A 26,542-nucleotide genomic window follows, 5' to 3' on the forward strand; every position below is an offset into this window, starting at 1 on the left:
CCTTCCCTGTGTACCTGGTTCTTATGAGGCACGCTTCAGACCACGCCAGGTGCGCTGTTCTTTTGCGAGAAGGTCAACATCTTCTTTGGCATAGGCCCCATGGGGAGCGTGCGTGTGCTCAACGTAGCGTAACCTTCCTTCACGAACCCAACGATGGACGCTCGGCTTTGAGATGCCTAAACGTGCCGCCGTCTCGTCCAGGCTATAGCTGTTCCTTGCGAAGTCTTCCAGTTCCTCTACAATCCGGTCTATCTCGGCTTTGAGATAGACTCCACCATAACGCTCTCTGCCTGGCACGTTCGTACGGGTTAAGAGCCCCTGCTGAACCCAATTTTTGACCCCGCCTGTGGTGAGATGCAGGCGCGCCGCGGCTTCTTCAAGGGTGTAGTAGCGTTCGCTCACACGCTGATATTCCTCTGCGAGCGCATCAATTTCTGCCTTTGAGTAGACCCCTAATTGGGTTTCCGGGTCCGCTTCAGGATTGAGGACGTAGCGCCTGATCACGCCCTTTTTTACGCGTTCAATAAAGCTGGTATTGGAGAGTCCAAGGGCGCTACTGGCTTCGGAAGCACTATAATACTCCGATGAGGTACGGAACGATGTCCCAGCGTTCAAGGCTTGTAACACGCGCTGCTCAATGTTCAGACAGGTCTGGACGGATGCGCCAATTTTATCGGCTATTTCCTGGTAGGTATGTGTGCGCTGGTCCAATGGGTCAAGCCCGTAGCGCAAGCGAACCACCTGCTGTTCCCGCTCTGGGACCCTGGCTAAGAGTGTTTCTGCTCGTTCACAGGCCTGGGTATTCTCTGACAGGGGTTCAGGTGTTTCTAGACAATCGAGAAGCGAGCGTGTACTCTCATCACTAAAAGGCTGATCTAAGCTAGAAACCTCATAGAATTGAAAGAGCCGTCCTTGCTCTGCTGCTTCATCCCACTCCGCTTGTGGGACTTTGAACAGAGAAGCGCGGATATAACTTTTGCGCAAGGCAAAACGGATGTAGGAGGCAGCATAGGCGCTGAAATCCGTGTGTTCTGCTTCCCTGTCGAGGTACCGATGGGCGCATTCAACAAGGGCCATATTTCCGGTTTGAATCAAGTCCATCAAAGGGACGCGGAATCTTCCGCCATCAAGCGCCCGGTAGTAGCGATAGAAACGGGCCGCCACAAAGATCACCAGGCGTAACGATCCTTCAATAAGTTGCTGGACAATGGCCCTGGCTTCATCCTGTCGGGTTGGATCATTGCGAAGGGCTTTCAATTGTTGGACGAGCCTATCATCCTGATTATTGACCAGTGGAGGGTGGATGCTAATATCTGCGAGGTACTGTCGATAAAAGTCGGTGCAATCTTCGGGTGCCGAAAGGATCATGGTCGTTGTGCTCATGGTTCCATCTCCTGGACACAACGACACCCATCCAGTATAATGAGGATGGGTGTCTGGGCGAAAGCAGCAAATTAGACACAAAGGCACTCACAAGCTCAACGTGAATCAGACGTTGAGCTTCTTTTTTGGCCTGTGTGGTGTGCTAGAACACGTTGAAATGGTGCTGTGCATAGTAGCGTTTGAGTCCGGCGCTGATCTTGTCGCCAATTTCGTGACGCTTCTCATCCGTGAGGAATGCCAGCGGCCGCCCCTGATAGCGCCTGGTCTGGATGTCTTCCTTCTCGTGTTCCAGACGATTCTGTGTTCTTCGTGGGAGAGATTTGAGAAAGGTCAGGGCGTGCTGATCACCCTCGATCAGCGCACCCATGAGAATGTTATGTCCAAACTGGGTACAGCGAAGACGCTCAAATGTTGGCGATGTGATAGGGACCGCCGTTTCACGTGCTTTGTACCGCTTATTCGTTCGCATCTCCCATATGGGAAGACGCACGTAACTATCATGGAGGCCACAAATCACCAGGCGAAAGTCAGGATAATCCGACAGGTGGTAGTAGTGATAGTCGCTACTCTTCGCCAGCACCACGGCTTGACGCGCCCGAGCCAGAAACGCCGGAGCGTGTTCTGGTGTCTGCCTTGCCCCATAGAATGCTGCACACGCTTCAGCCTTCTGAAGCAGTTCTTCCATGGTTGCATGCGTCTCTTCAGGAGATTTGCACCGAATCACGGAAAGACTGTTATTGGTTGCGCTAAAAGGCACAATCGCGTAGCAGGCGTTGAGATGTTGGCAGTACAACGCCGCCCACGTCTTGGCGCGTGTGTAGCGACTATGGGGACGCTCTGGCATTAGGTGTCTTCCTCCTCTTCAATAATTGTCGTTTCAGGTGAGGGAAGATGCCGCATGGCACTCATAAACCCTTGCATCGTTCCCAAAAGCTTTTCGCGCTGATCGTCTGGAAGCGAGGGATCAAACAAGGCTCGCATCATGTTATTGCCCAAACTGGTAAACATCACGGCCTGCTCTGCTTGACTTTCCAGGGTTTTGATTCGGTTCTTGTTCTCCAACTTCTTCATCTTCAATTCAGTATGCAAGCTATCTTGCTCAATCTCAGCATTCGTATGGGTGCGTTGCAGTTGCAGAATGCCAGCGTTAATCATATCCAATTCCTTGCTCTTTTGAACAAGCAGGTCATTGGTGAGCGCCGCGCGCTGTTGTTGTTGGTGTTTGGCCTCCTCTCCCTCCGTTGGCTTTCGCTCATGGACAAACGCCGTATAGTAGTCACTCGCCAGGGTGAAGACAGTTCGGGCAATGGCAAATGTCACCAGAAGAACCATGTTATTCATCTTGGCATTCATGGCCGAGATGAGAAAAGCCGCTTGCCCAACGCCAACGCCAACCGCTAACATCACCCACATGTATTTGTAGCGTTTAAGAACCGCTTTTTCCTGGTCGGTGGCTCCGCTTGGTTTTCCCTCAGCCCGGTTGCGCTTGGTCGAGCTTTTATAGGAAACGACCATGAAGGTCGCTTCAAGCACAATCACGGTTGCGAGAACTGATATGCCGACCCACCAGGCGGGGTTATCAGAATAGCCCCAGATGAAAGCAAACACCTCGCCAGCAGTACCCGCCAGTAAGACCATGGGGCCGATGACATCCCAAATTTCACCCGCCCATTCCTTGAACTTCTCTGAACCACTCATTCCGAAATGGACGGTAGACAGGGTGCCTTCAATGTGCAGCATCAATTCCTCTGGTGAGTAGTTCACCAGGTTGATTTCGCCGCCCTGAACCTTCTCAAAGCGGGGAAGGCTTTGTTCATTAGCGCCTTGCTTGTCATCAAGTGGCCCTGTCGTTGGTCCTTGGGGTGTCGTTGCTTGTTGAGACTGGCTTTGTACTGGTTGCTGTGTTTGGGTTCCTCCTGGCTGTCGTCCCTTGAAGGGATTGGTAAATTTCGGGAAAAGACCCATGAACAACTCTCCTCAGAAAAGCTTCACATTTCGTCAAAAAATGTGTGTTCGTGGTTTAATCAGCTAAAATTGAGGTATTAAAAGGGTAAAAGAGTGAGCTTGAAATCAAGGGTGAAGACACGTTATCGTCACGGCCTGGTCACGGTTTTTTCTGGCACACTCCTCACATGAACACTTCAAAAAATCTGCACATCATAAAACGCCAACAAAAGTGAACATAAAAAAGCGGCGATACTCTCATGAGGTTCTCGGGTCATGCTCATGATTTTTCGCCGCGTGTTGCACTACAAAAACTATTTACGAGTGCGTAGAGATTCGCGCCGCTGTTTCGCCTGTGCGCGCCGCTGCTTACGTTCCAGAATGACATTCGCCTTTGTGACTCGCTCCCAGGAAACATCCATGTCACGCAGGAGACGAGCATAGTGCTGAAACATGAACTCATTGTTGGCGGCCAGCTGCTTCTTGGCGAACTCTTCGCGCTCTGCCTGGACCGCTTTGTAGTCTTCCGCGCTAATGGTGCTTGTCGAAAAGTCATACTTTGCCGCGTTAGTGTTGGTTGCTGTTGTGTCTGCCATAAATGAAGCATCCTTTCGTTCATCGAGACTGAACCCCAACCGCTGAGGCTCATCGCTGCCAACCCCTTACGAGATTGGCAGGAGATCAACCTAACGATTATCGAAGTACACCTTCTGCGACCTTCGCCTTAAAATATAGGGGTTTAGTGTTGGACTCCTACCCCTACAGGCACCGCCCACTTGTAGCTTCTACACGCCTTTTCTCCTGCTCTCGCACTGATACTCAGGCGGGGCTTATTCGTTTCGGTGTACTCTATTCATTTGTTAATGTGCTACATGATATTGCTGAACATCACTTGGAATGATTCAGAAATTTCATTTGTTGGTTATAGTGTAGTATGAAATTTCTGAAATGTCAACAAAGAAGATGTGCTTTTTGATGAAATTCCAAAGGGGTTGTTTAAAGTTTCTGAAATATTGTATAATTCTAAAAATACATTAAGGTCATAAAGGGAGAAAGGAAGCCAATTCATGACAGATTTATTGACATCAAGTGAAGCAAGGGCATTATTAGGGAATATGTCTCCTAGTAGTTTTAAGAACCTCGTAGATGGGAAGAAAATACGTAAGGTCACGGCGCCTGGGAAAACACAGGGTAAGTATGTTGCAGAGGACGTTCAGAAACTGGCTGAAGAATTAAAGCCGTTTCTTGAGGCAGAAAAAAACAGTAGGCAAGCCAGCCAGGATAGAGGCAGTTATAAAGATAATCCCAGTCATCCGGCTGCTACTGATTGGGCAAGAGATAGCGATCTTCCCTACATGCTCGCCTATGACTATGAAATGTACGGTGTGGAGAACACAGTAGACATCTCGATCACCCATAAATGGTGGCAGAAAAACCCTTATATGGCGCGTCTGCTATTCGATGCCAACGATAGGCGCAACATATGGGGAGGCATAACAATTATGCCCATGGAGGAAGAAACTATTATTCGCATACTCAAAGACGAAATGACAGAACGCGACATTAAGCCAGAACACATACTTACCTATGAACCAGGGAAACAGTATGTTGGATATGTCGCGTCTGCCACTGTCAAGAAGGAATATGCAACCCATTTCAAAGGGTTGTTGAAAAGCGTCTTTAATTTTGCATGCCAACAATACCCAGACATTCAAGTGGCAAAGCTTTATGCTTACGCATCCAGTCCTGAGGGGTGGGACTTAATAAAGCGTTTATTCTTTACTCCCCGGCGAGACATCAATAGAAACGCTTTTGAATTGGACCTCTTCGAGAGGAACCCATCGCCCTACCTAAAATCGTTTCAAGAATGCCTAAAAGCAAAGGGCGCAACGATTTTTGAACCGAACTGGTAAAAACAAACACTTAAGCTACCCCAGTCTAGTAGTTCTAGCCTTGACAGCCAAAATGACAGCCAAAGAAACGAACAATAGCGACCCCATAAGTATGAGAGCGAATGAAGAATAAGCTTTGACAGAGGCCACGGAACAGCTATAATATATCTACAAGATATATTTCCCTGGCATTGGCCTTCTTAAATACGCTTCTGCTGGGAAATTGGGGAACGCACAAAACCTGGTAGGGACCAGCTTTAGCGCGTTCGAAGGCGATTGATCGCCTGTGGGCGCAGCCCCAAATATTCTCAGGCAACATTTCGCATAATGGGTCGCACATTCCTGGCAAAAACAGGCTTACGCCGCACTGCCATGAATGGCATTTGGACGCGCTAAAGCCCCCATTCGGGGACGCGGCTGGTCCCTACCGGAAGAGGATAAGTGGCTTTATGTCAGTTGATCATATTGTACTGGGTATCATCGGCCTGGCGCCCAGTACGGGCTATGATATGCGCGCCGAGATTGAGAAGGGCAGCATTGGTCTCCTTTCGGCGCTGAGCTTTGGCAGTATCTATCCCCGTGTACGCGCGCTTCAGGATGAAGGCTTTGTACGCATGGAGCAAGAGGATAAAGATGGGCGCAAACGCAAGCTCTATGAATTGACGGCCAAGGGTTGGCAAGAACTCCAGCGCTGGCTTATGGATGAAGAGGCGGCCTATCCTCTCCCAATGCGTGACGAACTCCTGGTGAAGATCCTCTTCTGGGGCATCGCTGGCGCGGAGCGCCACACCCTGCGCGAGCATTTACAGGCGCGCCGCGAGGAATCAGAGGAGCTGCTCGCCTACCTGCGCAGCCTACAGAGCGACGGCGTTACCTTTATTGATGAATATGGCATGCTGGTCTTCTCATACATGGAGTCAAAGATTGAGGGCGAGCTGGCCTGGATTGAGAAGGCCAGCACTCAACTCTTACAGGAGTCAGAACTGCCACACCAGGACCCCAAATGGCTGGCGGTTCTCCAGAAGGCACGCCGCAAAAAAGCCCTGGGCGAGGGCGATGAGTAGAGATATAGCACACGGATGGATGACTAAAGCAGGATCCAGGAGCATTGAGGAAGGGAGGCCCGACGCTGCTAAAGCACGCGTCTACATATAATGTTACGGGCGTATCGTGCCATTATATGTAGACGCGTGCTTTAGCAGCGTCGGGCACTAACCAGAACCAACCTTTCTGGACAGTGCTCTTGACGAGACACGCAAAACGCACTATGGTACTAGGTAAAGCATTGCTAATTCAGTAGATCACATAGTAGAGGTAAGCTCTCGCATGGAACTCTTAGACTTCACGATTCTCGTGCTCTCGTTTGTTATTGTTGTCTTTTTGGCAGCAATTCTCTTTATTCGCCCGTCGAGAGCTGTCCTCATAGCCTCGCTCCTTGGCGGCCTGGTCCTGGCGCTGATCAATGTACTCTTTGACGTAATCGCCGCCTATACCAATTTCTGGCACTACGTGTTTACCGCCCCCAAGCCAAGCCAGCGCTTCCCCTGGAATATCGATCCCCAGGCATTCTATCACCTGGTGACGCACTTTCCCGTGACGTACTATATCAGCACAGGCCTGGTCTATGGCTCAATCGTCTACCTGCTTATCTGGCGCTTTGAGAAGGGACCCAAAGCCTGGTTCGCGAAACTGCTCCTCTTTGGCATCCCACTGTTCTGCATCCTGCGCGATGTGTATGGTGCAGCCACACATACCGCGTATCTGCACTGGGACAGCGTGAGTGGCATCGTACTCACCGTCCTGCTCTGGCCCATCGCCTTTTATGCAGGCTATCTGCTCTTCAAAAAGCTTGCTCCCTCACACCAGATCGTTGAGGCTCAGCGCCAGGAAGAGGAAGAGCGCGAGGCGGCCCGCATTCAAGCCCTCAAAGCAGCTTCCTCCCAGCAGTAATCTTTTTGTTTGTAGTAAAAGTAACGAATAAGCGGATTGGGCCGGCAGAGCCGGCCCAATCCGCTTATTCGTTACTTTACTACAAATTACTCCTGGACGTCCTGAAGGACCGCAGCCAGATTTTCATAGACATGATCGGGCTGAATAGTCGAGCGCTCAAGCGTCTCACGGCTGGCACGACCAGAGAGGACGAGCAGCGTATGCGTTCCCGCCGACTTACCCGCCAGGATATCGACCTCCAGGCCATCGCCGATCATGACCGTCTCCTCTGGCTGGCTGCCAAGCGTCTGCATGGCCTCCACCAGTAGACCCGGCTGAGGTTTGCCTATGACCTCGGGCGTCACAGAACTGCCCGCCTCAATGGCGGCCACCATCGTACCAGTACCAGCGATAAAGCCGTCGGCAACTGGCAGCAAGGGATCGCGATTAATGGCGACAAAGGCCGCGCCGTTACGGACAGCATGCACTGCCGCGGTCAGCTTCTCATAGGTAAACTGGCGATCTAGCCCGACCAGAACAGCATCGACATGCTCTTCCTGAGTGTCGGCAAGCTTTAAATTATGCTCATGCGCGATATCATACAGAGGGCGCTCACCAATCAGGTGAATGGTCCCATTAGGGAAACGGCGCGCGATCTGTTTAACCGCGGCCTGGCCAGCACCAAGCACATGCTCAAGGCTTGTATCAATGCCCAGGCCAATAAGCTTATCCAGGACCTGCTGCTCACTAGCAAACGAGTTATTGGTCAGAAAGAGGTATTTCTTCCCTGTCAGTTCAAGCCAGTCCACAAACTCCTTCGCGCCCGGAACCAGAGTCTCCCCACGGTAAACGACGCCATCCAGGTCAATCAGATAGGTTGTATATGATGGTAACATACTTCTCCAAATACATGCAAGTTATTATATGCTTCTATTATATCGTCTAAAAACGGGACTAGACAAAAATAAAAAATCGGCCAACGCGAAAAAAACGAGAGTTGGTAGGAAGAATGGGGGAGTATAGAGTAATATGTGGTTATGCAGAAGTTGGCGGCACATGGCCGCCAACTTCTGCATAACCACATCCTCTAATCGCGTAAGAGCTGTTCGCGGATGGTGGAGACATCCTGGCGTAGGGTGGGATTCTGTTTGAGGTTGCGCTCAATCTTTTCGCAGGCGTGGAGCACCGTGCTATGGTCACGTTTACCAAAGAGTTGGCCAATTTCAAACAGTGAGATCTGAGTCTCCTGGCGAATTAAATACATCGCGACCTGGCGCGGAGCCACGATATGCTTATCGCGCTGTTTACTACACATCGCTTCAAAGGAGACACGGTAGTAATCAGCGACGGCCTGCGCGATCTGACGCCCATCCAAGTGTGTTTCACGATGATCCGCCCCCAACGAGGACATGGCGGCACGTGCCACGTCTAGCGTTAAATCTACGCGATGCAACTGCTGATAGGCCATCAAGCGGTTGAGGCAGCCCTCTAGCTCACGAATGTTTGTCTGCACGCGACCTGCAATATACGAGATGATCTCGTCAGGGACCCTGTAGTGCAATGCATCCGCCTTGACGCGCAGAATCGCCATACGTGTCTCTAGATCTGGTGGCTGGATATCCGCCACCAGGCCCCACTCAAAGCGCGAACGCAGACGCTCTTCCAGGCTGGCAATGGCCTTGGGCGGACGATCACTACAGATCACAATCTGCTTGCTCATCTCGTGCAGACTGTTAAAGGTATGAAAGAACTCCTCCTCGGTCGACTCCTTGCCAGCGATAAACTGGATATCGTCAACGAGCAGGATATCAACCGAGCGATACTTGGCACGAAACTCCTCGGTCGTACGGTAACGAATGGCGTTAATGATCTCATTAGTAAACTGCTCGGAGGAGACATAGAGGACCGCCAGCCCTGTCTGCACCCCCTGCTGACCAATAGCATGCAGCAGGTGAGTCTTTCCCAGTCCGACACCTCCATAGAGGAAGAGCGGGTTATACGACTCACCGGGAGCCTCGGCAACCGCCAGTGAGGCGGCATGAGCCAGCCGATTACTGTTACCGACAATAAAGGTATCGAAGCTATACCGAGGATTGAGGCGATTATTTGTCAATATGCCTGACCGCTGCTCATTCTCCCATTGCTCCTGTTGAGAAGCCACACCTGCCTGGAATGACTGATAAGATGCTGCGTTTTGCTCGTACGACGGCGCTTCAGGTGTGCGCGCTGCTTTATGGGGAATACTGCGGTTAATACTGCGATCGTAGAAGTTATATCCATTCTGCGCCGCCGATGTCGATGCGGCCAGGTGTGGCGTCGCGACCTCTTCCTGAACTGGCAAGGGCTCCTCGCCTGGCTCATGAGTCACTTCAAGCACAATGGTCCGCCCCGTTACCTCTTGTAAGGCCTCTTCCATTACTTCTAGCCAGTGCGAGGTCAGGACATCACGAGCAAGGTCATTATGCACTTGCAGCGAGAAATAAAGCGATTCCTTCTCCTCATGCGCGCCACCTTCAGTAGTCTGAGAGGCAAGTAGATGAGCCTCTTGCAACCACTGACGCGTCACAGGGTCTAGCGACTCGTGTTGCAGCAGCCGCTCAAGCGTCGAGCGCCAAATCGTAGCAGTGTTCACCATGTACTCCAGTAGGGCATAGCAGCTCTCGTACTAGTTGCTTAAACTAGTCCTCGGCTAAAGCAACGCATTCAATCTCGACCAGGGATTTGCGTGGTAAGTCAGCAACAGCAATCGCTGAACGAGCAGGGAGAATGTCACCGGTGAAGTAAGTCGCGTAAACGGCATTCATGGCTTGAAAGTGATCCATGGTTGTCAGGAAAACGGTTGTCTTGACGACCTTCTGGAGGGAGGAACCCGCAGCCTCTAGCACTGCGCGCAGATTCTGTAACACCTGGTGCGTCTGAGCGGTTACATCTGCACCGACAATCTCACCACTGGTTGGGTCCAGGGGAATCTGTCCGGAGGTGTAGATAAACTGTCCATAACGAATGGCCTGGCTATAAGGGCCAATAGCGGCCGGGGCATTAGCAGTCTGAATCTTCTCACGTTCCATAAATGTTGTTCTCCACTCCTGATATTTTTATTAATTGTATGTGCGACCCTTTGCTTAACTTCTCACGCCTGCGGCGCTCGCCTGGGAAAGGTGTGTTGTAGGCACCATGGAGGCTGAAAGCCTCCATGGTGCCTACAACACACTCCCATGGGCTCGTCTGCCAGGACAATGTTTTTTGCCGCGTTACAGTGGGCACTACACACTCTCCTGTGGGCTCATCTGAGGCGCTACAGTAGCGCGTAAGCCAGGGCCGCAGCCCCAGTAACCGCGTACGCCAGTAGCGAGCTCTGGCGGTGTGCTATTTAGGTAAGTCACACAGACGAAAATGTGCAGGAGACATCCTCTATCCTAAAAGATGAGAAAAGTCTCCTGCCTCTCCTTATGCAAACCGACGCTAACTCCTAGTAAGGTCCACGCCCTGAGGGTGGTACCCGCCCCTGACCATCGATGCCCGGATTATATTGGGGGGGATACATCTGCGCAGCAGGCGTGGTTGCGGGCCTCGCTTTGCTGATCTCACGCGTGCACTGGCGCAAGGTTTGCTGCATCTCGGCCGCGGATGTAAAGCGGTCCTCCGGCTCCTTCTGTAACGTTCGCATCACCACCTGTTCAACAGCGGGAGGAACGTTCGGATTGAAGGGGCGCAAAGGCGGAGGCTGTGCCGAGGCATGTTGCATGGCAATGGAGACGGCGGTTGGACCCACAAAAGGTGGTCTCCCAGCAAGCATCTCAAACATTACAACACCGAGAGAATAGAGGTCAGACGAAGCGGTCAATGTCTCGCCGCGAGCCTGCTCTGGAGAAAGATAATCGGCGGTTCCCAACACAATACCACTATTCGTTAGTCCGGCATCCTCAGCCACACGCACGATACCAAAGTCTGTAAGCTTCACCCACGCCCCGCCATCGCTCAGGCCACCACCTGCGTTCCCACTACGGGCAAGCATAATATTCTGCGGCTTAATATCGCGATGAATAAAGCCTCGCGCATGCGCAACCTGGAGCACGGCGCATACCTGGGAAGCAATCTCTATCGCCTCGCGCGCCTGTAGCTGCCGACGCTGACCGATCAGCTGCTTTAATGTCGGGCCATGAATATATTCCATGACCAGGAAATACTGGCCCGCTTCTTCTACAAAGTCATAAATAGTGACGGCGTTGGGGTGCGCGAGCGCAGCGGCGGCGCGTGCCTCTCTGCGGAAACGTTCCACAGCTCGCGCATCACTCTTATCAAGTGAGCGCAAAACTTTGGCCGCCACGATACGTTCTACGCGATGATCCCAGGTTTTGAAGACGCTGGCCATACCGCCAGTAGCGATATGCTCGCGAATTTCGTACCGTCCAGCAATTAAAGTGCCTTCGAATTGGTTCAACGTACCTACCTCAAGCGACCTGGGTCAGGTGAAAGTAAGACAAAAATAAAGTATAAATCTGCACGTTCAGAGGGTAGTATATCATCAATGCGTTATGTCGTCGAGTTTTTAGGAGTAGGAGGTATATGTGTGCATGGGGAGCGGGCATTCGCCCGCTCCCCATGCACACATATACCTCCAAATCTACTTCACCCAGATGGGGCGCGAGTCGGCATTGATTTTGTTGTTGGTGTCAGTCAACTGAATGGGATTACCAGTAAGCTTGAAGTTACCTTTCGTATCCACGTTCAGGTGCGCCAGCCAGAGATCAAAGGCACCATTGGTGTAGGTTATATATGCCAGAGATTTGCCATCAGGCGACCAGACAGGCTGACACACATACTGGCCCTTTACAATCGACTGAGCTGACTTATATGATGCGATGCCCTGTTGATCTGCGGCATCGCCGGGCGTGGCGGTGATCCCTTTGGGAACCTTCTGGACATAGATGCTTAACTGATCGCTGGTGTTCTCGCTACGTGTATAGGCGATGTAATCACCCGTGGGCGAGAAAATGGGTTGATAGTTGCGTACATTTGTGTCCTCAGGCGTGAGTGCAACACCGGTATCGGGCTGGCTTTTGGCTGTGCCCGGACGATATTTATAGGGATTGTTAGCAATTAAGGTCGAGTCTGCAAGGTAGATCTGGGTGAGCAGATTAGAGATGTTCTTTGGATCATAGGTGTAGTGGGTATAGACAATTTCGTTCGGTGCGCTCGGGCGAAAGGCCGCGTCCCGGTCACCGCCAGCCCCATAGTCGCTATAAGCCACATATTGGGGCGTATCGGTTCCGGGATCAGACACGGGAACGGTAAATACCTGGGGGTCTAACAGGGGTGCATCCTGTTTTGTCGCCTGATACCAGTTCTCTTTACCGAGGTCGCTCAAGAAAAGAATAGACTTTCCATCCGCTGAGAAGGAGGGCTGCCCAATCCAATTGGCCCGCGACTTCACGATGCCATACACATTATAGTAGCTTCCCTGGCCACTACGAATGACATTGATCTTACCACCTTCAGCGGGCATGGTTGCAATGTCAGAGTAGTCGCCGCGCCGAATCACGAAGATAAGTTGCTTGCCATCAGGCGATATCGCGGGATCGCGTACATCCAGATCCTGGGTCAACTGCTTGAGATTGCGCTGACTATCAAGCTCGTACAGATTGCGATCAATGGTAAAGTAAAACTTCCCACTAAACACCGCCTGGTCGGTCTTATTGATACCAATCGAGGTCCCATCTTTCGTCGTCTGCTTGGTATCAAAGGTATTGCTCTTGTCATTGCCAAAGCCAAAACAGCCTTGCAAACTAAATGCAAGCAATACCAGCAGTGCCAGCAGGCTATAGTACCTATACCTATACCTATATCTAAATTTATCTTGTCTATCTTTAACCTGTTTATTTCTCTTCATTGCCACATTCCATCTCACTCTACTTTGACGGTTTCAAAGGTCACCATCATCATCAGGTCCAGCAGGCTACGCACACCAAAGGGATCATTTAGCTGTGGTACGCTCATCGCGCCTGATGAAACCATCTGCTGCGTGGAGGCCGTGGCATTGGGCACGTCCGCGTTCACATGCGATGGATTGCTCTGAGCCAGGAGGCTATCCTGCTGGGCAGGCGTCGCCGCGTTGCCATACAGAGATAGGACAGATTTACAGCCCGCGGTATCACCAAACATCTTTTGCAGATCCGGCAAGATCTTAGAGCAGTAAGGGACAAAGTCGCCGGTACTCGTGTTTTTGCCGGTCTTGGGATCGGGAAGTGACAGCGGACCAGAATAGGGTGGGCTAAGAATAAGTTTGTTGATATTCGCTGTATCGATGTTACGCGCGAAGTTGGCCATTTTGATCACATCGGTGACCTGCATGTCTGTCTTTAGGTAGCCAACCAGGTCTTTGGCATATTCAGGCAACTTATTCACTGTATCAGTGCTCTGGAGCTTTCCTTTGAGCGCGGTAAGCACCTGCTGCTGGCGCACCGAGCGGCCAAAGTCACCGCCCAGGTCCGAATGGCGCGTGCGTACATACTCAAGCGCCTGGATGCCACTCATATGCTGAGGGCCGGGCGCGATATAGAGGCGCTTAAAGCCATAGATATCCTTGGTACTAATATCGTTGGGATAGATATCATCCACCATCGGGTGCAAGGCATCTACATCTACACCACCCGCAGTCTCAATAACCTTAATAAAGCCATCCAGGCCGACCCAGGCATAATAGTCAATAGGAATATTGAAATTTTCTTGGACTGTGGCAATGGCCAGGCCCGCTGCGTCGGCATAATGATCCTTCGAAGCGTTACTCTGATAACCATACGAGAAGGCGTAATCCATCTTGCCCGGGCTGTTACCCGGGATGAAGACACGCATATCGCGTGGGATGGAGAGCATACCAACATAGTGTGTCGATGGGTCGATAGTCACAACGATATCGGTCTGGGCGAGGGGTGAACCATTGACACCGTTGTTGCCTTTACCATCATTGTCGCTACCCAACAACAGAATATTAATGCGCTTACCACTAAGGATATCTCCATTGGACGTGGCGCTTTGCGAGCTATCCTCTTTGCCCTTGCTATTGAAGCTCGTTGCCTTATGCCCGGTAATCTGGCTCACAGCACTCCCAAAGTTGGTCTGGTACCACCAGTAAAGGCCGCCGCCTGTCGAGATGATGAGTACCGTCATAACCGCGACTAGCACCCGCGCCCATATGGGGAAGCGCCGCTTTTGCGTGCGCCTGAAACCTCGGGGCGGCTGAGGTGGCATCGGCGTCCGAGGAAGATTGCCTGGACCTCGGGGCGGTGTTCCCTGTGGGATAAGTGGTGGCGCCTGGATACCAGACATACTGGGCATACTCCCTGGCGCGCCCATGGAAGCCGGGCCAAGGCTTCCGATCTGTGGACGTGGTGTCTGCGGAGGCGCGCTCATCATTGGATTTGCAAATGACGAGCTATTGGGGCCAAAGGCGTTATTGCCCTGTCCAGGCAGAGGAGCCTGGGAAAATGGCGATGGCTGACCCATAGGGGGCTGTTGCATAGGGGCACCATTGCCAGGATAGCGCAGAGTTGGTTCAGAAGCAGGGATAGCAGGATGCTGAGGATTGACGAATCGATCAGATATTGGGCCATTATTCGCGCCCGGATTGCGAAAAGGCGTTGGGTTGGGTTCTTTTTCCTGGAACAGGGGGGCGCCAATGCCCGACTGCTGCGGTGAAACGGGTACAGTGTCAAAGCTCGAACCCTGATTATTGCCGGCCAGAGGTCTGGTAGCACGAGGCGCGACACCAGGAAGGGAAAGTCCACGAGGAGGCATAAACTGCCCACTTTTAGGGCCAGCCTGTGGCTGTGGCGCACCAGGCGTGTTAGGTATAATTTGACCAGGAGGAGACCCTGTATTGCGAGGAACAACGGGTTCAGTCCTCGGTCCCTCTGAACCTGGGCGCGGGGGAGTTGGAGGGAGTTGCCCGCTAGAAGGTTTCATATTAACAAATTGCCGTTTCACTGCACTTACCTGCTTCCTTAACAATTGCTTTATATAATTAGAACCTTACTCGCATACCCTCTCTCGCTTTCTCTCACCCTAACAACGTCATACCACAGATGCTCCTTAAAGAGGCCTCGCACCACTTCCCACCTTGCTTCTGGTTCATACACTTCTTTGATACATAAAGACACGTTCATTGATATCTACCAAGTATAACGTATTGTTGGGAAAAAACATCACGATTATGCCTACCTTTTTGCTTAGGATAGGACATTTTGGTACATCAGTCTTAACTCCCTGTTAGTCAACACATTACAAAACTGTAAACATCACTTAACCCTCCACTAACCCGTATAGACTACGCTTGCAGTAGAAGATTGCCCTCGGGATTTTCGCGAAGGCAGTCAGCACCCTGGATCATTGTCTGCCGCACTCTCCATGATAGGTGAATAGTGTCCTATGCGCATAGCGATTATTACAGAGAATTTTCTGCCCAAACTCGATGGTGTTACCCGCACGCTTGCCCGCCTTCTGGAACATGTGCAGGCGACGGGACATCAAGCCCTCTTGCTAGGCCCTGAAAGCGGCATGGAACAATACGCTGGGGCCGAGATTATAGGCACGGCGGGACTCCCGCTCCCCTTTTACCCAGAGCTCAAGTTTAATTTCTTTCGCCCTCTCTTCATACGCCGTCTCTACGAGTTCCAACCAGATATCATGCATATCGTCGATCCCGTTGTCCTGGGAGCGACTGGCCTGGCGGCGGCCCGCCTCCTCAATAAGCCACTCGTCTCTTCCTACCACACCAACCTGGCCGCCTACTGTAGCCACTTTGGCTTCTCGTTCCTTACCCAGCCCATGTGGCACTACAACCGTTTTATCCATAATCAGTGTGAATTAACCTTCTGCCCCTCGCCCTCCACGGCACAGATGCTACGCCAGCAAGGCTTTGAGCACCTGCGCCTCTGGCCTCGCGGCGTCGATACCACCCTTTTTCGGCCCGAGCAACGCGATGCTGAATTACGCACGAGTTGGCTGCAAGGCCGTGAGCAACCCGAGCAGAAAGTGGTCTTGCTCTACGTGGGGCGCGTCTCCTGGGAGAAAAATCTCCAACTGCTAATCCAGGCCTATCGCCAGATGGATCACACACGCTGCCACCTGGTCATTGTTGGTCATGGGCCGGCCCACGACGAGGTTCGCCAGGAATTGCAGGACCTGCCCGTCACGTTCACGGGCTACCTGCGCGGCGAGGAACTGGCGCGGGCCTATGCGACGGCAGACCTCTTCGCCTTTCCTTCATATACGGAGACCTTTGGACAGGTCGTACTGGAAGCCATGGCCTCATGCCTGCCCGTGGTAGGCTTACGCGCGGAGGGAGTGCGCGACCTGGTGCAGCATGAAAGCACAGGACTACTCCTGGAGGCAGAAGCGCTCTCAGCAGATGAGCGCATCGCGACCTATCGCGACCACTTACAGCGCCTGGTCCAGCAGGAGGCGACGCGCCTGGAGATGGGCGAGGCCGCGCACCAGCAAGCCAATCGCTATAGCTGGTACGAGTCCATGGAATGCGTGATACGCGGCTATGAAGAGGTCATCGAGACCTCGCGCCCCCTGCTGCTTACGCAGGCCAGCTAGTTTCAATCCTCGGCAGTTCCTAGTGCATTCTGACGAAAGGTCATAGGAAATGTGGTATCATAGAGGGCATGAAAGCCCCCATTTTTATTCGACCACTGACCAAAGACGAACACAGCCAGATCCAGGCGGGGTTGCGTTCGTCCAATGCCTTCGTGTTGCGACGCAGCCAAATATTGCTCGCGTCTGCCCGTGGGGAGCGCGCCCCCGCTATCGCCAAGTATCTGGGCTGCGACGACCAGACCGTTCGCAATGCGATCAAAGGCTTCAATATAGCTGGACTCACCGTGCTCAAAGAGGGGTCTTCGCGTCCCCATCGACTCCGAACGACCTTCACCATCGAAGCGGCCGAGCGGTTGAAAGCGCTCTTGCACCGCAGTCCCCACGACTTTGGACTCGACCGTGGCCTGTGGACCTTGGAACTGGCGGCCAAGATCAGTTTCGAGCAGGGCGTTATCCCCCACAAAACGTCGGTGGCGAGCGTGCGCCGAGCGCTCCAAAGCTTAGGGACCAATTGGAAGCGTGCCAAACATTGGATTACCAGCCCCGACCCCCAGTACCAGCAAAAAAAAACGCACGCGATCGGCTGATGGCCTGGGCGAGCACCCAACCAGGCTGGGTCATCGGGTTTGTGGACGAGGTGTGGTGGAGCAGGTTCGCTCTTCCTCGTCTGTCCGCCTGGCAAGGGAAAGATCAACCCGTGCGCTTGGTGGAACAGACGTGGCAAAAAGGTGATCCTGATCCCAAAGCTCTCGCCTGTTATGGAGTATTGTGGCAACAGGGACCGATCGATGATCCGATTCGCAAACAGATGTCGCTGCGCTTCGTGACCGGACGCCCCGTCAGCGCCATCACCACCCAATTTCTGGAGTGGTGTTGCACTCGACTGCAAGCTCAAAACAAGACTTCTTGGCTGCTGATCTGGGATAATGCCTCCTTTCACGTGAGCAAGATGGTGCGGACCTGGATCAGAGAGCACAACAGCCTGGTCAAAGCCGAGGGCAAGGGCGTGCGTATTCTGCCTTTGTTTCTGCCCACGAAAAGCCCTTGGCTCAATCCCATTGAGCCCAAATGGGTCCATGCCAAACGCAATGTAGTCGAACATGATGGGCTGCTTACCGCCAAACAGCTTGCCGCACGAGTCTGTGCCTACTTTGGATGTTCCTATGAGCCACATCTTGTTCTTTCCGAAAAGGTTTCGTAATTATGCACTAGGAACTGCCATACATTTTGTGTGAGAATGTACTAAAAATCAGCCCCCTCTCGCTGCTTCTCATCTTTGCGCGCCTGGAGCAGCGAGAGGATAAGTGAACCAACCAGCGTGCAGACCAGCACAATCTCCATGGTACTGAAGGTCTTCTTCTTTTGTGGCATAGTTTCTTCTCCTTTATCTTCAACGCTTGAGCCAGAGTTCTTGTCCATTACTATATGTACGCGCGAGGGTGTAATGTTGTCGCACCCAGGTGTGGAAACCGGCTACCTGCGAAAAATGGAGACGTCCAGTATAGAACAGCACGGCCTGGACCTCGGGACGGCTGGCCTCTTGAATCAACTGCTCTTCTGTAACATAGCCTGTCATAATACGCACCCCTGAGGTATCAACCAGGGAGGCAGGTGTACTACGATCCGCCAGGCCCGCCAGGAATTGCGCATCCGTTACAACGAGGCTATCGGGCTTCATGAGTGTTCGCATATCTGCAACAACACGCTGGTCCTGAGCACGCACTCCGGATGGCAAGGCTCTGAAATTACGTCGCACCTGGAGGATATCACTAGCAGTCGTGAAGAGCACAATAAGCAGAGTAAGCGCGACCGTCCAGCGGGCCAGGCGTGCTAATCCGACCTCGGTCCGTTGCAGACGATCCAACAGGGGAGCCAGGCCTACTGCTATCATAGCAATCATCGGAGGTACCAGGTACACCAGGTGATGGGCAAAAAGAGGCACCTGGCGCCAGAGCAACACGGCGGAGACAAGGAACCAGGCCAGGGGCGCGATAATACGCCAATCGCGGCGCACACAGGCAAACAATGCGGCGCCAAGCGCGGCATAGAGCAGGGGATACGTGCGTATGGTAAGCAGCATACCAATATTCCCCTTCGCCGAATACGCGAGCACTTTCCCCGCGACCAGGTGAAAGGTCACGACACCGTCCCACAGCTGCGCAAAGGCTCCAAGAAAGGGCAATATAATTACCAGGAAGGTCAGGATGGAGGCGCCCAGGGCCAGCAAGAGGGGCATAAACAGAGGCCAGCGCTTCTCGCGCGGCTGACGTAGCCCCCGATAGAGATACACCCGATAGAGATACATAAGTAGAAGAATACCAATTGGCACGAGAGCCGCCACCGCCAGCAGCTTGCACAGAACACCAAGCACAAGTACGATGCCACAGAGCACGGCCAGGACATTTCCACGTTTTCCGACAGGATAGCGCCACCAGAGCCAGGCCAGTCCGACCGCAAGAGTCATAAAGGCGACCGAAGGGGCCTCCGCCTGGAGCTTCTGTGACTGAGAGAGATAGAGTGGATCAAGGGTCATCAGGAGCGCGGCCACCAACGCCCCCAGGCGTCCCGCGAGCGCATATCCAATACAATAGCAGCCCAGCACACCAAGCAGCGAGATAAGAACGACACCGAAACGCGCCGCCCACAGGCTCTGACCCAGGGCGAGATACGTAGGAAAAATAGAGAGGACAAAGAAGGGGGGTTGTGAGTAAAAGGTCTGCTGATAGAGGGCATGGCCTGAGCTTAACGCGCGCAGCGTCTGCCAGTAGACACCTTCATCATAGCTATCCAGATCGATAGGAATATCGATGCGATATAAGCGGAGCAGCAGAGCCAGAACAAAAATGGCCAGAGTAGCCAGAGCAAAAATAAGGCGCGAAGAAACCAGAACCCTAACATCGCGTTGAAAACGCGAGGAGGACTGGCGCGCAGAAAGCAGGTTAGTATTCATCAGAAAAAGACCAGCACGATCTTGCTATACGTTGAACAACAATATCGAATGATGCCACTGTAACACTATCAAAAATGAACTGAATAATCAAGAAGTACTATAGCAGGGTTACAAAAAGCCGACGCTGCTGAAGCACGCGTCTACATATAATGGCGCGATTGCCTCGTATCATCATATGTAGACGCGTGCTTCAGCAGCGTCGGCCCCCAGCGTCAGCCACACACCATCTGATTTATATAGCCTGGAGGGCGCCATTGACCTCGGCCAGGACCTGGCTCGCGTCGGCCTCATCGATGATGGTCTTGATTTCATCGGCTAGAAGTTCGTCACGCTCGCTGAGGGCCTCGGCGAGCGCGATCACAGCGAGGCTGTGCTCACGGAACAGCTGCAAAACTTCGCGATATTGCTGCTGCAACACCTCCTCAACACGCTCCGCCAGGCGAGGAACAGCGATTTCCAAACTGTTCAGGCGCGAGAGAAAGGTCCCATCCATGCCATAGGCGCCGACATAGAGGCCCGCCAGCGTTGTGGCCTGAGACAGGTCTCCACTTACCCCATCCAGGTTCATATCCAGAAAAAGCTCCTCGGCTGCACGCGAGGCCAGGTAGACCTGCAACAGCGCCAGCACCTCCTGCTTACTACGCGTTTTGACCGTCTCTTTATTGCGCCAGGCGGCAAAGGCCTCGGCCCCCTGTTCACCATCATGACGATGCAGGGTCACATACGAGGGGAACTCGCGCTCCATCAGGTAATAGCAGGCAACGGTATGCCCAGCCTCGTGATACGCCAGGCGACGCCGCTCAATGGGCGTCAGGTCGCTCAACTGGCGGATGCCAAACTCATGCTTATCCTGAGCGGCGGCGATGTCTTTATATGTGACCAGGTCACGACCATCAAAGTGGGCCAGAATCACGGCTTCATTGATGATATGCTTGATCGCGACTGGCGTATACTCAAACATACGCTGTACCAGCGCAGGCAGAGAGATGGCGGGATCATGGCTCACCTTGTTGAGGTAATATTCGATGACCTCGCCGCGATATCTATCCGTGGGCGGCAGCACGCGAATCTGGCGATCAAAGCGTCCCGGGCGCAGAAGGGCGGCGTCCAGCGCCTGCGGCACGTTGGTCGCGCCAATGGTAAGCACAGGTTCGACCTGGGCACGCCCCTGGAAGAGCCCCAACACACGCAAGACCTTCTTGATCCAGCCATTGTCGATGGGAGGCGGGTCCATCTGCATCAAGAGTTCATTCAGACCACCATTGCCACCACCAAACATGCCGCCCATACCACCATTCCGCGACTGGCCATTCTGCTCACCTCCGCCCGTACGCGACATACCAATGGCGTCGAACTCGTCAATAAAGATAACGCAGGCGCCATACTCGCACGCGTAGCGCCGTGCCTTGCGGTAGAGGTTCTTGACCATCAGCACATCCATGCCCCAGAACATGCCGCGAAAACTGGCCGCACTGGCATAGGCAAAAGGGACGCCAGCCTCGGTACTGATACATTGGGCCAGGTAGCTTTTGCCCGTTCCGGGTGGTCCCGAGAGCAGGAGACCGCGCACAGGCTGCCCGCCCATCTCCTGGTAGGCCTTAATACCAGTTAGAATACGCACGATGCGCCGTGCCTCCTCCAGGACATCGGGATTACCTTTATAGTCCTTAAAGCCCAGGCCGGTCTCGCCCGGCATCACCCAGTAGAGACGTGGCCGCCCCATAAACCAGAAAATAGCCACGAATTGAATGAGGGCATAAAAGATGGCAAACATAATCTGGAGGGCATAGAGCAAGATCGAGCCAGGGCTGGGCGGCGTCAATTGCGGCAGAACGGCGGTCAGAAAATACCAGCCGACCAGGATTGCCAGCGCCAGCCAGAGCCAGCGATACTTTACAAAGCGTCCAAATTGATCCAGCCCCACATCAATCGACCTGTCCAGGTCGCTCTCCAGCTTACGCTCAGCCACTTTCCGTCTATCCTTTGCTAACACGTTATCGCTCTCCCTTTCCAACTTCCTTTACCACCCAGATTTAGCTCAACGCGCGCATAAACAGGTAATCGGCGCGCAGGAGACGCTCGCCGCCCTGTCCCGGGGCCGTCACAAAATAGAAATAGGCCAGCGCCTTATGCTTCCCCTCGGGTCCATTCGTGACGATCTCGACCGAGAGAAAATAATCAAGCGAAGTATCCTCTCGGGGCTGTACGCTTAAGACCATTATCTCGCCCCACTGCCGCGTATCGGTCGCGCTCAGACTCTCGATATACCGTGAGAGCGTGCTGGCATCCGCGGGCGAAGAGAGCGTGGCGCTACTGAGTTGCAAGGCCGTCGCATCGCCCTTACGCAAGGCGTAGAGCCAGCCTTTGATCTTAGCGCTGGCATCGCGCCCATCTCTGGGCTGCGTCTGTATATGAAAGGGATCGCTACTAATTCCCAGAGGCCACTCCCGGGTCGTAAGCCTTACCGTGGCGACCACACTGGTGATAAGCAGGAGCAGCGCCAGGCCTACAAAGAGTCGGTAGCGCTGGCAGAAACGCAATGCATAATAGCACCACTTCAGGGGCACACGTAGGATAGCCTTGACCAGGCGCCCAGATCGACTGGCCCCTGCTCGCAGAGGCAAGCTAGCTATATCTTGCTTCTGAGGAGTTGCGCGAGAAGCCTCTCGCGCAGGCGGAGGAGTACTAATTGTCATACAAACGCTCCCATCACTAACCACCACAACACAACACCATGACATACCCTGCACACAATCACCACTTCTTAGCAGAGATGCATTTTATACTTCTCACCTTACACCACGTACGCTAATTTGGCAAGAGGGGATAGAAATTGTGATCTCGCTAATTGACACGTCTGTATGTGCATGCTATAGTCATTTCTGTATGCCTTAGCTGGTATAGCATGGTCTTTATAGTCTCTCTAGCCGAAAAACAGGTGGTATCTTCGATGACGCAAGAACCCTACGCCCTTTCAGGTCGAAAGTTTGGCAACTATCGTATCGAGAAAGAGATAGCACGTGGAGGCTTCGGTAGCGTCTATCTCACGCAACATGAATACCTCACCGAGCGGCGCGCTGTTATTAAGCTGTTGCAGGGCGTGTATCTCTCAGAGCCACAGGAACGCGAAGGCTTTATTCGCGAGGCACAAATCCTGGAACGGCTCAAACATCCTCACATTCTCCCCATCTATGATGTCGGCATTGAGAACGAGCAGCCTTATATCATCGCTGAATATGCCCCCAACGGGACGCTTCGCGAGCGCATCGCGCGCCAGAATGGAAATCCTCTGAGCCTGGAAACGACACTGGCGATTCTTTCACAGATCGCGGCAGGGCTCCAGCATGCACACGACCAGCATGTCATTCACCGTGACCTGAAGCCAGAGAATATTCTCTTTAACGCTAGAGATGAGGCCCTGCTGGCCGACTTTGGCATCTCAACAGTTCTTACCTCGGCAACGGTCAAGCAGACACGCGAGATCGGCACGCCCACCTACATGGCGCCCGAGCAATTTACAGGCATGGTAAGCGTTGAGACCGACCAGTATGCCCTGGCCTGTATCGCCTACGAACTGCTCTCGGGCCGCAAAGCCTTCGCGGGCACGACCAACTACGTCGTCATGCAGATGCAGATGCAGCAATATCCGCAGCGCCTACGTGAGCTAAATCCCACCGTTCCTGAGTATGTTGAAAACGTCATATTTCGCGCACTAGGCAAGGAGCGCACGCAGCGCTTCGCGGATGTCCGCACTTTCATGGAGGCGCTCAAGAATCCTAATGCGCGTCTGCAAGCCGTCCCGGGTATCAATAGCAGTGAGCCGCGCCGAGCCAGCACGCGCTATGAGCAGGGGGCCGCGCCCCAGGCCGGTCAAAACACGCCGCTGGCTACGCCGCCTCGTCCTCAGCTCACGCCACCATATCAGGCCATGCCTCAACGAGAGAACGAACTTGAGGCACGCCGCCCCTTGCAGACAGGTGACTACAACAATCAGGCTGGGAGCTATAGACCTGGCTACGCAGGCAACGCAAATAATCAACCAGGCAATATACGCAGAAACGACAACGCCTATCCCCAGGCACCTGATAGAGGCTACAAGCCCGCTCCGCAGGAGACCTATTCCGCACCTGGTCCGACCGAGCGCCGCCAGCCAGCAGCACAGAAGGCTCACGAGCCTTACCCTGCCACACCTCAGCAACACCAGGCCTACCAGCAGCCCGCGCCTGGTGCCAACATGCGACCCGTTCCCTCAGACGGCCGGGGCCTCGCCGCACTGGCCTATGTGCCTTTTGTTTGCATTGCCGCCTGGATATATTATTTCTTTACCGAGCGCAGCAAGCCCCTGCCACGCTTCCACGTCCTGCAAGGCTTCCAGCTCTACGTCATCCTAATCGCCCTCACGCTGCTCAATGGCTGGCTTCAACAAGGTATGATAGATAACTCGTATAACACTGCGGCTTATAACGTCCTGGAATTTCTACACGGAACCGTAGGTTGGGTCTTTCTGGCATTTATCGTCCTGGGCATCATCGCGATTATCAGTGCCCTCTTTGGCACCCGCTTTAGAATTCCCTTCATCGGGGGCCGCGCCCTACGCTACTCCAATCGCGGGTAATTTCAAGGAATAGAGGGGAATGAGGATGAGGTAGGTTGGCAGCCGAAGGCCGCCAACCTACCTCATCCTCATTCCCCTCTATTCCTAACTCAAAAGAGCTATATATCTGCCTGTTTAATTGCACCGATTTCCGCCCCTATGCTATACTGCCCTCGAAACAGTATGTTTTGGAGGACGAAAAAATGGCAGACGAACTCTCACGAATGCAGAATCCATTCGTCATTGGCGAACGGCTCTATCTCAGGCCACTGGAGCCTGCTCAGGATAATCACCTCTACTCTACCTGGCTCAACGACGCCGATGTGCGCCGCTGGTTCTCTATCTATCCCACCAGTGATGCACGGGCGAAAGAGCGCATCGAGAACCTCTACAAGACCTTTGGGCATATTATCTTTGGCGTAGCACTCAAAAGCGATAACAGCCTGATCGGACTGGTCGGACTGAAAGATATCAATACCCTGAACCAGTCCGCGGAGTTCTACATCATTCTGGATCGCTCAGCCTGGGGCAAGGGTTACGGTACCGAGGGTACCAAAATGATGCTGCGCTATGGTTTCCTTGAACTGAATCTGAACCGTATCCAGACGCAGGATATGGAGGAGAACATTGGTGGCTGGCGCGCGGACGAGAAGGCTGGTTTCAAGCACGAAGGTACGATGCGTCAGGTCATCTTCCGCTTCGGCAAGTACCACGATGTGCGTGTATATAGCCTGCTGAGAAGCGAGTTTCTGGAGAAGTACGAGCAGGAAGACGCTCAATAGTGAGCGCGACGCCGTACCATTATATGTAGACGCGTGCTTTAGCAGCGTTGGTCCCACTATTCTTCATAGGAAAAACTATGACTCTTACCATCCAGGAAATCAATGACCGGGAACAATGGAATAATTTTCTCACCAGCCAGTCTCGTGGACACCTCTTGCAGTCCTATGAGTGGGGTGAGCTAAATAAATACCTTGGTGGCCGCATCTATCGCCTGGGTGCCCTGGAGGATGGGCGTTTGACCGGAGTTATGCTACTCACGGTCAATCCCGTTCCCCTGCCCGCGCGTATTCCCGGTCTTAAACTTAGCTGGCTCTACAGTGCGCGCGGCCCCACTGTAGAGAGTCCCGATTCACCCGCGCTTCCCGCGCTCATTGAGCATGCCCACAAAGTCGCCCGTAAAGAGCGCGCGGTCATCCTGCGCATTGAACCAAATATAGCCGATGACGATCCCAATGAGCATACCTGGCTGGCCGCCTATAGCAAGATTGACTTCCGCACCAATCCTATTGCTGTCCATGGTCGCCGGAGTTGGGTGCTAGATATCCGCCCGAGCGCCGAGGAGCTGCTGACCAACTTTAAAATGACCTGGCGCCAGAATGTGCGTGCCGCAGGCCGCAAGGGTGTCATCATTCGCGAGGCCAGTAGCGACGCCGACTTTGAGGCCTACTATGAGCTCCTCAAGGTTACCAGCGAGCGCGATGCCTTCTTTATCCATAGCCTGGACTACCATAAGGAGATCTATCGCCACTTCGCCAGCAAGGGCGACGCGGTGCTCTATATCGCTGAACATGAGGGTACGGCTATCGCGGCCAAGATGCTTATCCGCTTTGGCGATTGGTGCTGGGATATGTTTGGTGCGACCTCTAATGAGAAGCGCAACCTGAAGCCTGCCTATCTTCTGCAATATACCTGCTTCCAGTGGGCGCAGGCCCGTGGGTGTAGCTATTTTGACTTCCGCACTATTCCCGAGATACTTGAGCCGGGCGAAGAGATGTGGGGCGTCTATGAATATAAGAAAGGCTTTGGCGGCTTCTCGCGCCTGAACATGCCAACGCAGGACTACGTCTACCGCCCACTGATCTATACGCTCTGGAGCAGGCTGGTCGAGTATCGCCGCGCCAAACGCCACCAGGAACGCCAGAAGATTGAGCTAGAACGCTCCGCCCGGGGTCAGGCTCAGCGCAAGGACGAAGAGGCAAAACCAGCGGAACAGATTCCAGCAACACCCAAAGAGCAGCCTCAACCCGCGAAGGCAAAGCAGAAACAGCAGGCAGGCAAGAATGGGAAGAAGCCGCAAGAAGCAGGCAACTCTCCCATCGCCGACACCCCAGAGGAAACCAGTTCTCCTGTATCATAAGTAAAGGCTCGCAAGCTCGCCTTTCTGTTATGTATGTTGTGTGGTAGGGTGGGGCTTTGCCCCACCCTACCACACAACATACATAACATATGAGCGCCGCAGGCGCGAGA

23 protein-coding genes are annotated in these 26,542 nt (G+C 53.3%); 9 read left to right on the forward strand and 14 right to left on the reverse strand.

Going from position 1 to position 26,542, the window contains the following annotated elements; all coding sequences use genetic code 11:
* Positions 1 to 21: 21 nt before the first annotated feature.
* The 4 genes from KRAC_RS14825 to KRAC_RS14840 form a co-directional block, all read right to left on the reverse strand.
* Complete coding sequence (locus KRAC_RS14825) at positions 22 to 1,383, reverse strand: sigma-70 family RNA polymerase sigma factor (protein WP_007908255.1); 1,362 nt, start codon at positions 1,381 to 1,383, stop codon at positions 22 to 24.
* A 142-nt stretch (positions 1,384 to 1,525) separates the two neighbouring features.
* Entirely contained in the window at positions 1,526 to 2,227 is a 702-nt protein-coding gene (locus tag KRAC_RS14830; protein ID WP_007908256.1) for a hypothetical protein, read from the reverse strand.
* Complete coding sequence (locus KRAC_RS14835; RefSeq protein ID WP_007908257.1) at positions 2,227 to 3,348, reverse strand: hypothetical protein; 1,122 nt, start codon at positions 3,346 to 3,348, stop codon at positions 2,227 to 2,229. The genes KRAC_RS14830 and KRAC_RS14835 overlap by 1 nt, the downstream gene beginning before the upstream one ends.
* A gap of 293 nt (positions 3,349 to 3,641) precedes the next feature.
* Positions 3,642 to 3,923 carry a hypothetical protein gene (locus KRAC_RS14840; protein WP_007908258.1) on the reverse strand — a complete coding sequence of 94 codons (282 nt, stop codon included), beginning with the start codon at positions 3,921 to 3,923 and terminating at the stop codon, positions 3,642 to 3,644.
* A gap of 471 nt (positions 3,924 to 4,394) precedes the next feature.
* On the opposite strand from KRAC_RS14840, the gene KRAC_RS14845 reads away from it, so the two are divergent.
* The 3 genes from KRAC_RS14845 (at position 4,395) to KRAC_RS14855 (ending at position 7,169) form a co-directional block, all read left to right on the forward strand.
* On the forward strand, positions 4,395 to 5,240 hold the full coding sequence (locus KRAC_RS14845) for a hypothetical protein (RefSeq protein ID WP_007908260.1): 846 nt from the start codon (positions 4,395 to 4,397) through the stop codon (positions 5,238 to 5,240).
* 428 nt (positions 5,241 to 5,668) lie between these two features.
* Positions 5,669 to 6,283, forward strand: a complete 615-nt coding sequence (locus KRAC_RS61600; protein ID WP_007908261.1) for a PadR family transcriptional regulator — start codon at positions 5,669 to 5,671, stop codon at positions 6,281 to 6,283.
* A 262-nt stretch (positions 6,284 to 6,545) separates the two neighbouring features.
* The gene (locus KRAC_RS14855; RefSeq protein ID WP_007908262.1) at positions 6,546 to 7,169 is read left to right on the forward strand and encodes a hypothetical protein; all 624 of its coding nucleotides are present in this window, start codon (positions 6,546 to 6,548) and stop codon (positions 7,167 to 7,169) included.
* Between the two features lie 86 nt (positions 7,170 to 7,255).
* Here the strand turns inward: KRAC_RS14855 and KRAC_RS14860 are convergent, their stop codons facing one another.
* The 6 genes from KRAC_RS14860 to KRAC_RS61605 all read right to left on the reverse strand — a co-directional run bounded on the left by KRAC_RS14860 (position 7,256) and on the right by KRAC_RS61605 (position 14,942).
* Positions 7,256 to 8,044 (reverse strand): HAD-IIA family hydrolase, encoded by a 789-nt coding sequence (locus KRAC_RS14860; RefSeq protein WP_007908263.1) that lies wholly within the window; start codon positions 8,042 to 8,044, stop codon positions 7,256 to 7,258.
* A 191-nt stretch (positions 8,045 to 8,235) separates the two neighbouring features.
* On the reverse strand, positions 8,236 to 9,783 hold the full coding sequence (gene dnaA / locus KRAC_RS14865) for a chromosomal replication initiator protein DnaA (RefSeq protein ID WP_052568237.1): 1,548 nt from the start codon (positions 9,781 to 9,783) through the stop codon (positions 8,236 to 8,238).
* A 43-nt stretch (positions 9,784 to 9,826) separates the two neighbouring features.
* Entirely contained in the window at positions 9,827 to 10,216 is a 390-nt protein-coding gene (locus KRAC_RS14870; RefSeq protein ID WP_007908269.1) for a RidA family protein, read from the reverse strand.
* 401 nt (positions 10,217 to 10,617) lie between these two features.
* The gene (locus KRAC_RS14875; RefSeq protein ID WP_007908273.1) at positions 10,618 to 11,589 is read right to left on the reverse strand and encodes a protein kinase domain-containing protein; all 972 of its coding nucleotides are present in this window, start codon (positions 11,587 to 11,589) and stop codon (positions 10,618 to 10,620) included.
* Between the two features lie 183 nt (positions 11,590 to 11,772).
* Positions 11,773 to 12,948, reverse strand: coding sequence for a TolB family protein (locus tag KRAC_RS14880; protein ID WP_169460889.1), 1,176 nt, complete (start codon positions 12,946 to 12,948; stop codon positions 11,773 to 11,775).
* Positions 12,949 to 13,052: 104 nt separating this feature from the next.
* Positions 13,053 to 14,942 (reverse strand): LCP family protein, encoded by a 1,890-nt coding sequence (locus KRAC_RS61605; protein WP_052568239.1) that lies wholly within the window; start codon positions 14,940 to 14,942, stop codon positions 13,053 to 13,055.
* A 630-nt stretch (positions 14,943 to 15,572) separates the two neighbouring features.
* On the opposite strand from KRAC_RS61605, the gene KRAC_RS14890 reads away from it, so the two are divergent.
* The 3 genes from KRAC_RS14890 to KRAC_RS14900 all read left to right on the forward strand — a co-directional run bounded on the left by KRAC_RS14890 (position 15,573) and on the right by KRAC_RS14900 (position 17,949).
* On the forward strand, positions 15,573 to 16,748 hold the full coding sequence (locus KRAC_RS14890; RefSeq protein WP_007908281.1) for a glycosyltransferase family 4 protein: 1,176 nt from the start codon (positions 15,573 to 15,575) through the stop codon (positions 16,746 to 16,748).
* Between the two features lie 68 nt (positions 16,749 to 16,816).
* Complete coding sequence (locus KRAC_RS14895) at positions 16,817 to 17,335, forward strand: helix-turn-helix domain-containing protein (protein WP_007908282.1); 519 nt, start codon at positions 16,817 to 16,819, stop codon at positions 17,333 to 17,335.
* Positions 17,278 to 17,949 carry a transposase gene (locus tag KRAC_RS14900; RefSeq protein ID WP_244422055.1) on the forward strand — a complete coding sequence of 224 codons (672 nt, stop codon included), beginning with the start codon at positions 17,278 to 17,280 and terminating at the stop codon, positions 17,947 to 17,949. Before KRAC_RS14895 ends, KRAC_RS14900 begins: the two co-directional genes overlap by 58 nt.
* Before the next feature lie 41 nt (positions 17,950 to 17,990).
* Here the strand turns inward: KRAC_RS14900 and KRAC_RS78245 are convergent, their stop codons facing one another.
* The 4 genes from KRAC_RS78245 to KRAC_RS14915 form a co-directional block, all read right to left on the reverse strand.
* Complete coding sequence (locus KRAC_RS78245) at positions 17,991 to 18,119, reverse strand: hypothetical protein (protein WP_007908285.1); 129 nt, start codon at positions 18,117 to 18,119, stop codon at positions 17,991 to 17,993.
* Between the two features lie 19 nt (positions 18,120 to 18,138).
* Positions 18,139 to 19,698, reverse strand: a complete 1,560-nt coding sequence (locus KRAC_RS14905) for an ArnT family glycosyltransferase (protein ID WP_007908287.1) — start codon at positions 19,696 to 19,698, stop codon at positions 18,139 to 18,141.
* 232 nt (positions 19,699 to 19,930) lie between these two features.
* Positions 19,931 to 21,691 carry an AAA family ATPase gene (locus KRAC_RS14910; RefSeq protein ID WP_157506454.1) on the reverse strand — a complete coding sequence of 587 codons (1,761 nt, stop codon included), beginning with the start codon at positions 21,689 to 21,691 and terminating at the stop codon, positions 19,931 to 19,933.
* Between the two features lie 40 nt (positions 21,692 to 21,731).
* Entirely contained in the window at positions 21,732 to 22,394 is a 663-nt protein-coding gene (locus KRAC_RS14915) for a hypothetical protein (protein WP_007908291.1), read from the reverse strand.
* Between the two features lie 254 nt (positions 22,395 to 22,648).
* On the opposite strand from KRAC_RS14915, the gene KRAC_RS14920 reads away from it, so the two are divergent.
* From KRAC_RS14920 to KRAC_RS14930, 3 genes are all read left to right on the forward strand, one after another.
* Positions 22,649 to 24,313, forward strand: coding sequence for a serine/threonine-protein kinase (locus KRAC_RS14920; RefSeq protein WP_007908293.1), 1,665 nt, complete (start codon positions 22,649 to 22,651; stop codon positions 24,311 to 24,313).
* A 182-nt stretch (positions 24,314 to 24,495) separates the two neighbouring features.
* On the forward strand, positions 24,496 to 25,074 hold the full coding sequence (locus KRAC_RS14925) for a GNAT family N-acetyltransferase (RefSeq protein WP_007908294.1): 579 nt from the start codon (positions 24,496 to 24,498) through the stop codon (positions 25,072 to 25,074).
* Between the two features lie 77 nt (positions 25,075 to 25,151).
* Entirely contained in the window at positions 25,152 to 26,432 is a 1,281-nt protein-coding gene (locus KRAC_RS14930) for a peptidoglycan bridge formation glycyltransferase FemA/FemB family protein (RefSeq protein ID WP_007908296.1), read from the forward strand.
* The last annotated feature ends 110 nt before the right edge of the window (positions 26,433 to 26,542 follow it).

Origin of the sequence: Ktedonobacter racemifer DSM 44963 (assembly GCF_000178855.1) — a bacterium.
Classification (GTDB): Bacteria; Chloroflexota; Ktedonobacteria; order Ktedonobacterales; family Ktedonobacteraceae; genus Ktedonobacter; species Ktedonobacter racemifer.

Bases quoted from the DNA above. Each gene is read 5' to 3' on its own strand.
- KRAC_RS61600 (WP_007908261.1), top strand. From the start codon at position 5,669: ATGTCAGTTGATCATATTGTACTGGGTATCATCGGCCTGGCGCCCAGT.
- KRAC_RS14870 (WP_007908269.1), bottom strand. From the start codon at position 10,216: ATGGAACGTGAGAAGATTCAGACTGCTAATGCCCCGGCCGCTATTGGC.
- dnaA (WP_052568237.1), bottom strand. From the start codon at position 9,783: ATGGTGAACACTGCTACGATTTGGCGCTCGACGCTTGAGCGGCTGCTG.
- KRAC_RS14895 (WP_007908282.1), top strand. From the start codon at position 16,817: ATGAAAGCCCCCATTTTTATTCGACCACTGACCAAAGACGAACACAGC.
- KRAC_RS14840 (WP_007908258.1), bottom strand. From the start codon at position 3,923: ATGGCAGACACAACAGCAACCAACACTAACGCGGCAAAGTATGACTTT.
- KRAC_RS14845 (WP_007908260.1), top strand. From the start codon at position 4,395: ATGACAGATTTATTGACATCAAGTGAAGCAAGGGCATTATTAGGGAAT.
- KRAC_RS14835 (WP_007908257.1), bottom strand. From the start codon at position 3,348: ATGGGTCTTTTCCCGAAATTTACCAATCCCTTCAAGGGACGACAGCCA.
- KRAC_RS14920 (WP_007908293.1), top strand. From the start codon at position 22,649: ATGACGCAAGAACCCTACGCCCTTTCAGGTCGAAAGTTTGGCAACTAT.
- KRAC_RS14825 (WP_007908255.1), bottom strand. From the start codon at position 1,383: ATGAGCACAACGACCATGATCCTTTCGGCACCCGAAGATTGCACCGAC.
- KRAC_RS78245 (WP_007908285.1), bottom strand. From the start codon at position 18,119: ATGCCACAAAAGAAGAAGACCTTCAGTACCATGGAGATTGTGCTGGTC.
- KRAC_RS14905 (WP_007908287.1), bottom strand. From the start codon at position 19,698: ATGAATACTAACCTGCTTTCTGCGCGCCAGTCCTCCTCGCGTTTTCAA.
- KRAC_RS14830 (WP_007908256.1), bottom strand. From the start codon at position 2,227: ATGCCAGAGCGTCCCCATAGTCGCTACACACGCGCCAAGACGTGGGCG.
- KRAC_RS61605 (WP_052568239.1), bottom strand. From the start codon at position 14,942: ATGCCTCCTCGTGGACTTTCCCTTCCTGGTGTCGCGCCTCGTGCTACC.
- KRAC_RS14860 (WP_007908263.1), bottom strand. From the start codon at position 8,044: ATGTTACCATCATATACAACCTATCTGATTGACCTGGATGGCGTCGTT.
- KRAC_RS14915 (WP_007908291.1), bottom strand. From the start codon at position 22,394: ATGACAATTAGTACTCCTCCGCCTGCGCGAGAGGCTTCTCGCGCAACT.
- KRAC_RS14890 (WP_007908281.1), top strand. From the start codon at position 15,573: ATGCGCATAGCGATTATTACAGAGAATTTTCTGCCCAAACTCGATGGT.
- KRAC_RS14930 (WP_007908296.1), top strand. From the start codon at position 25,152: ATGACTCTTACCATCCAGGAAATCAATGACCGGGAACAATGGAATAAT.
- KRAC_RS14855 (WP_007908262.1), top strand. From the start codon at position 6,546: ATGGAACTCTTAGACTTCACGATTCTCGTGCTCTCGTTTGTTATTGTT.
- KRAC_RS14925 (WP_007908294.1), top strand. From the start codon at position 24,496: ATGGCAGACGAACTCTCACGAATGCAGAATCCATTCGTCATTGGCGAA.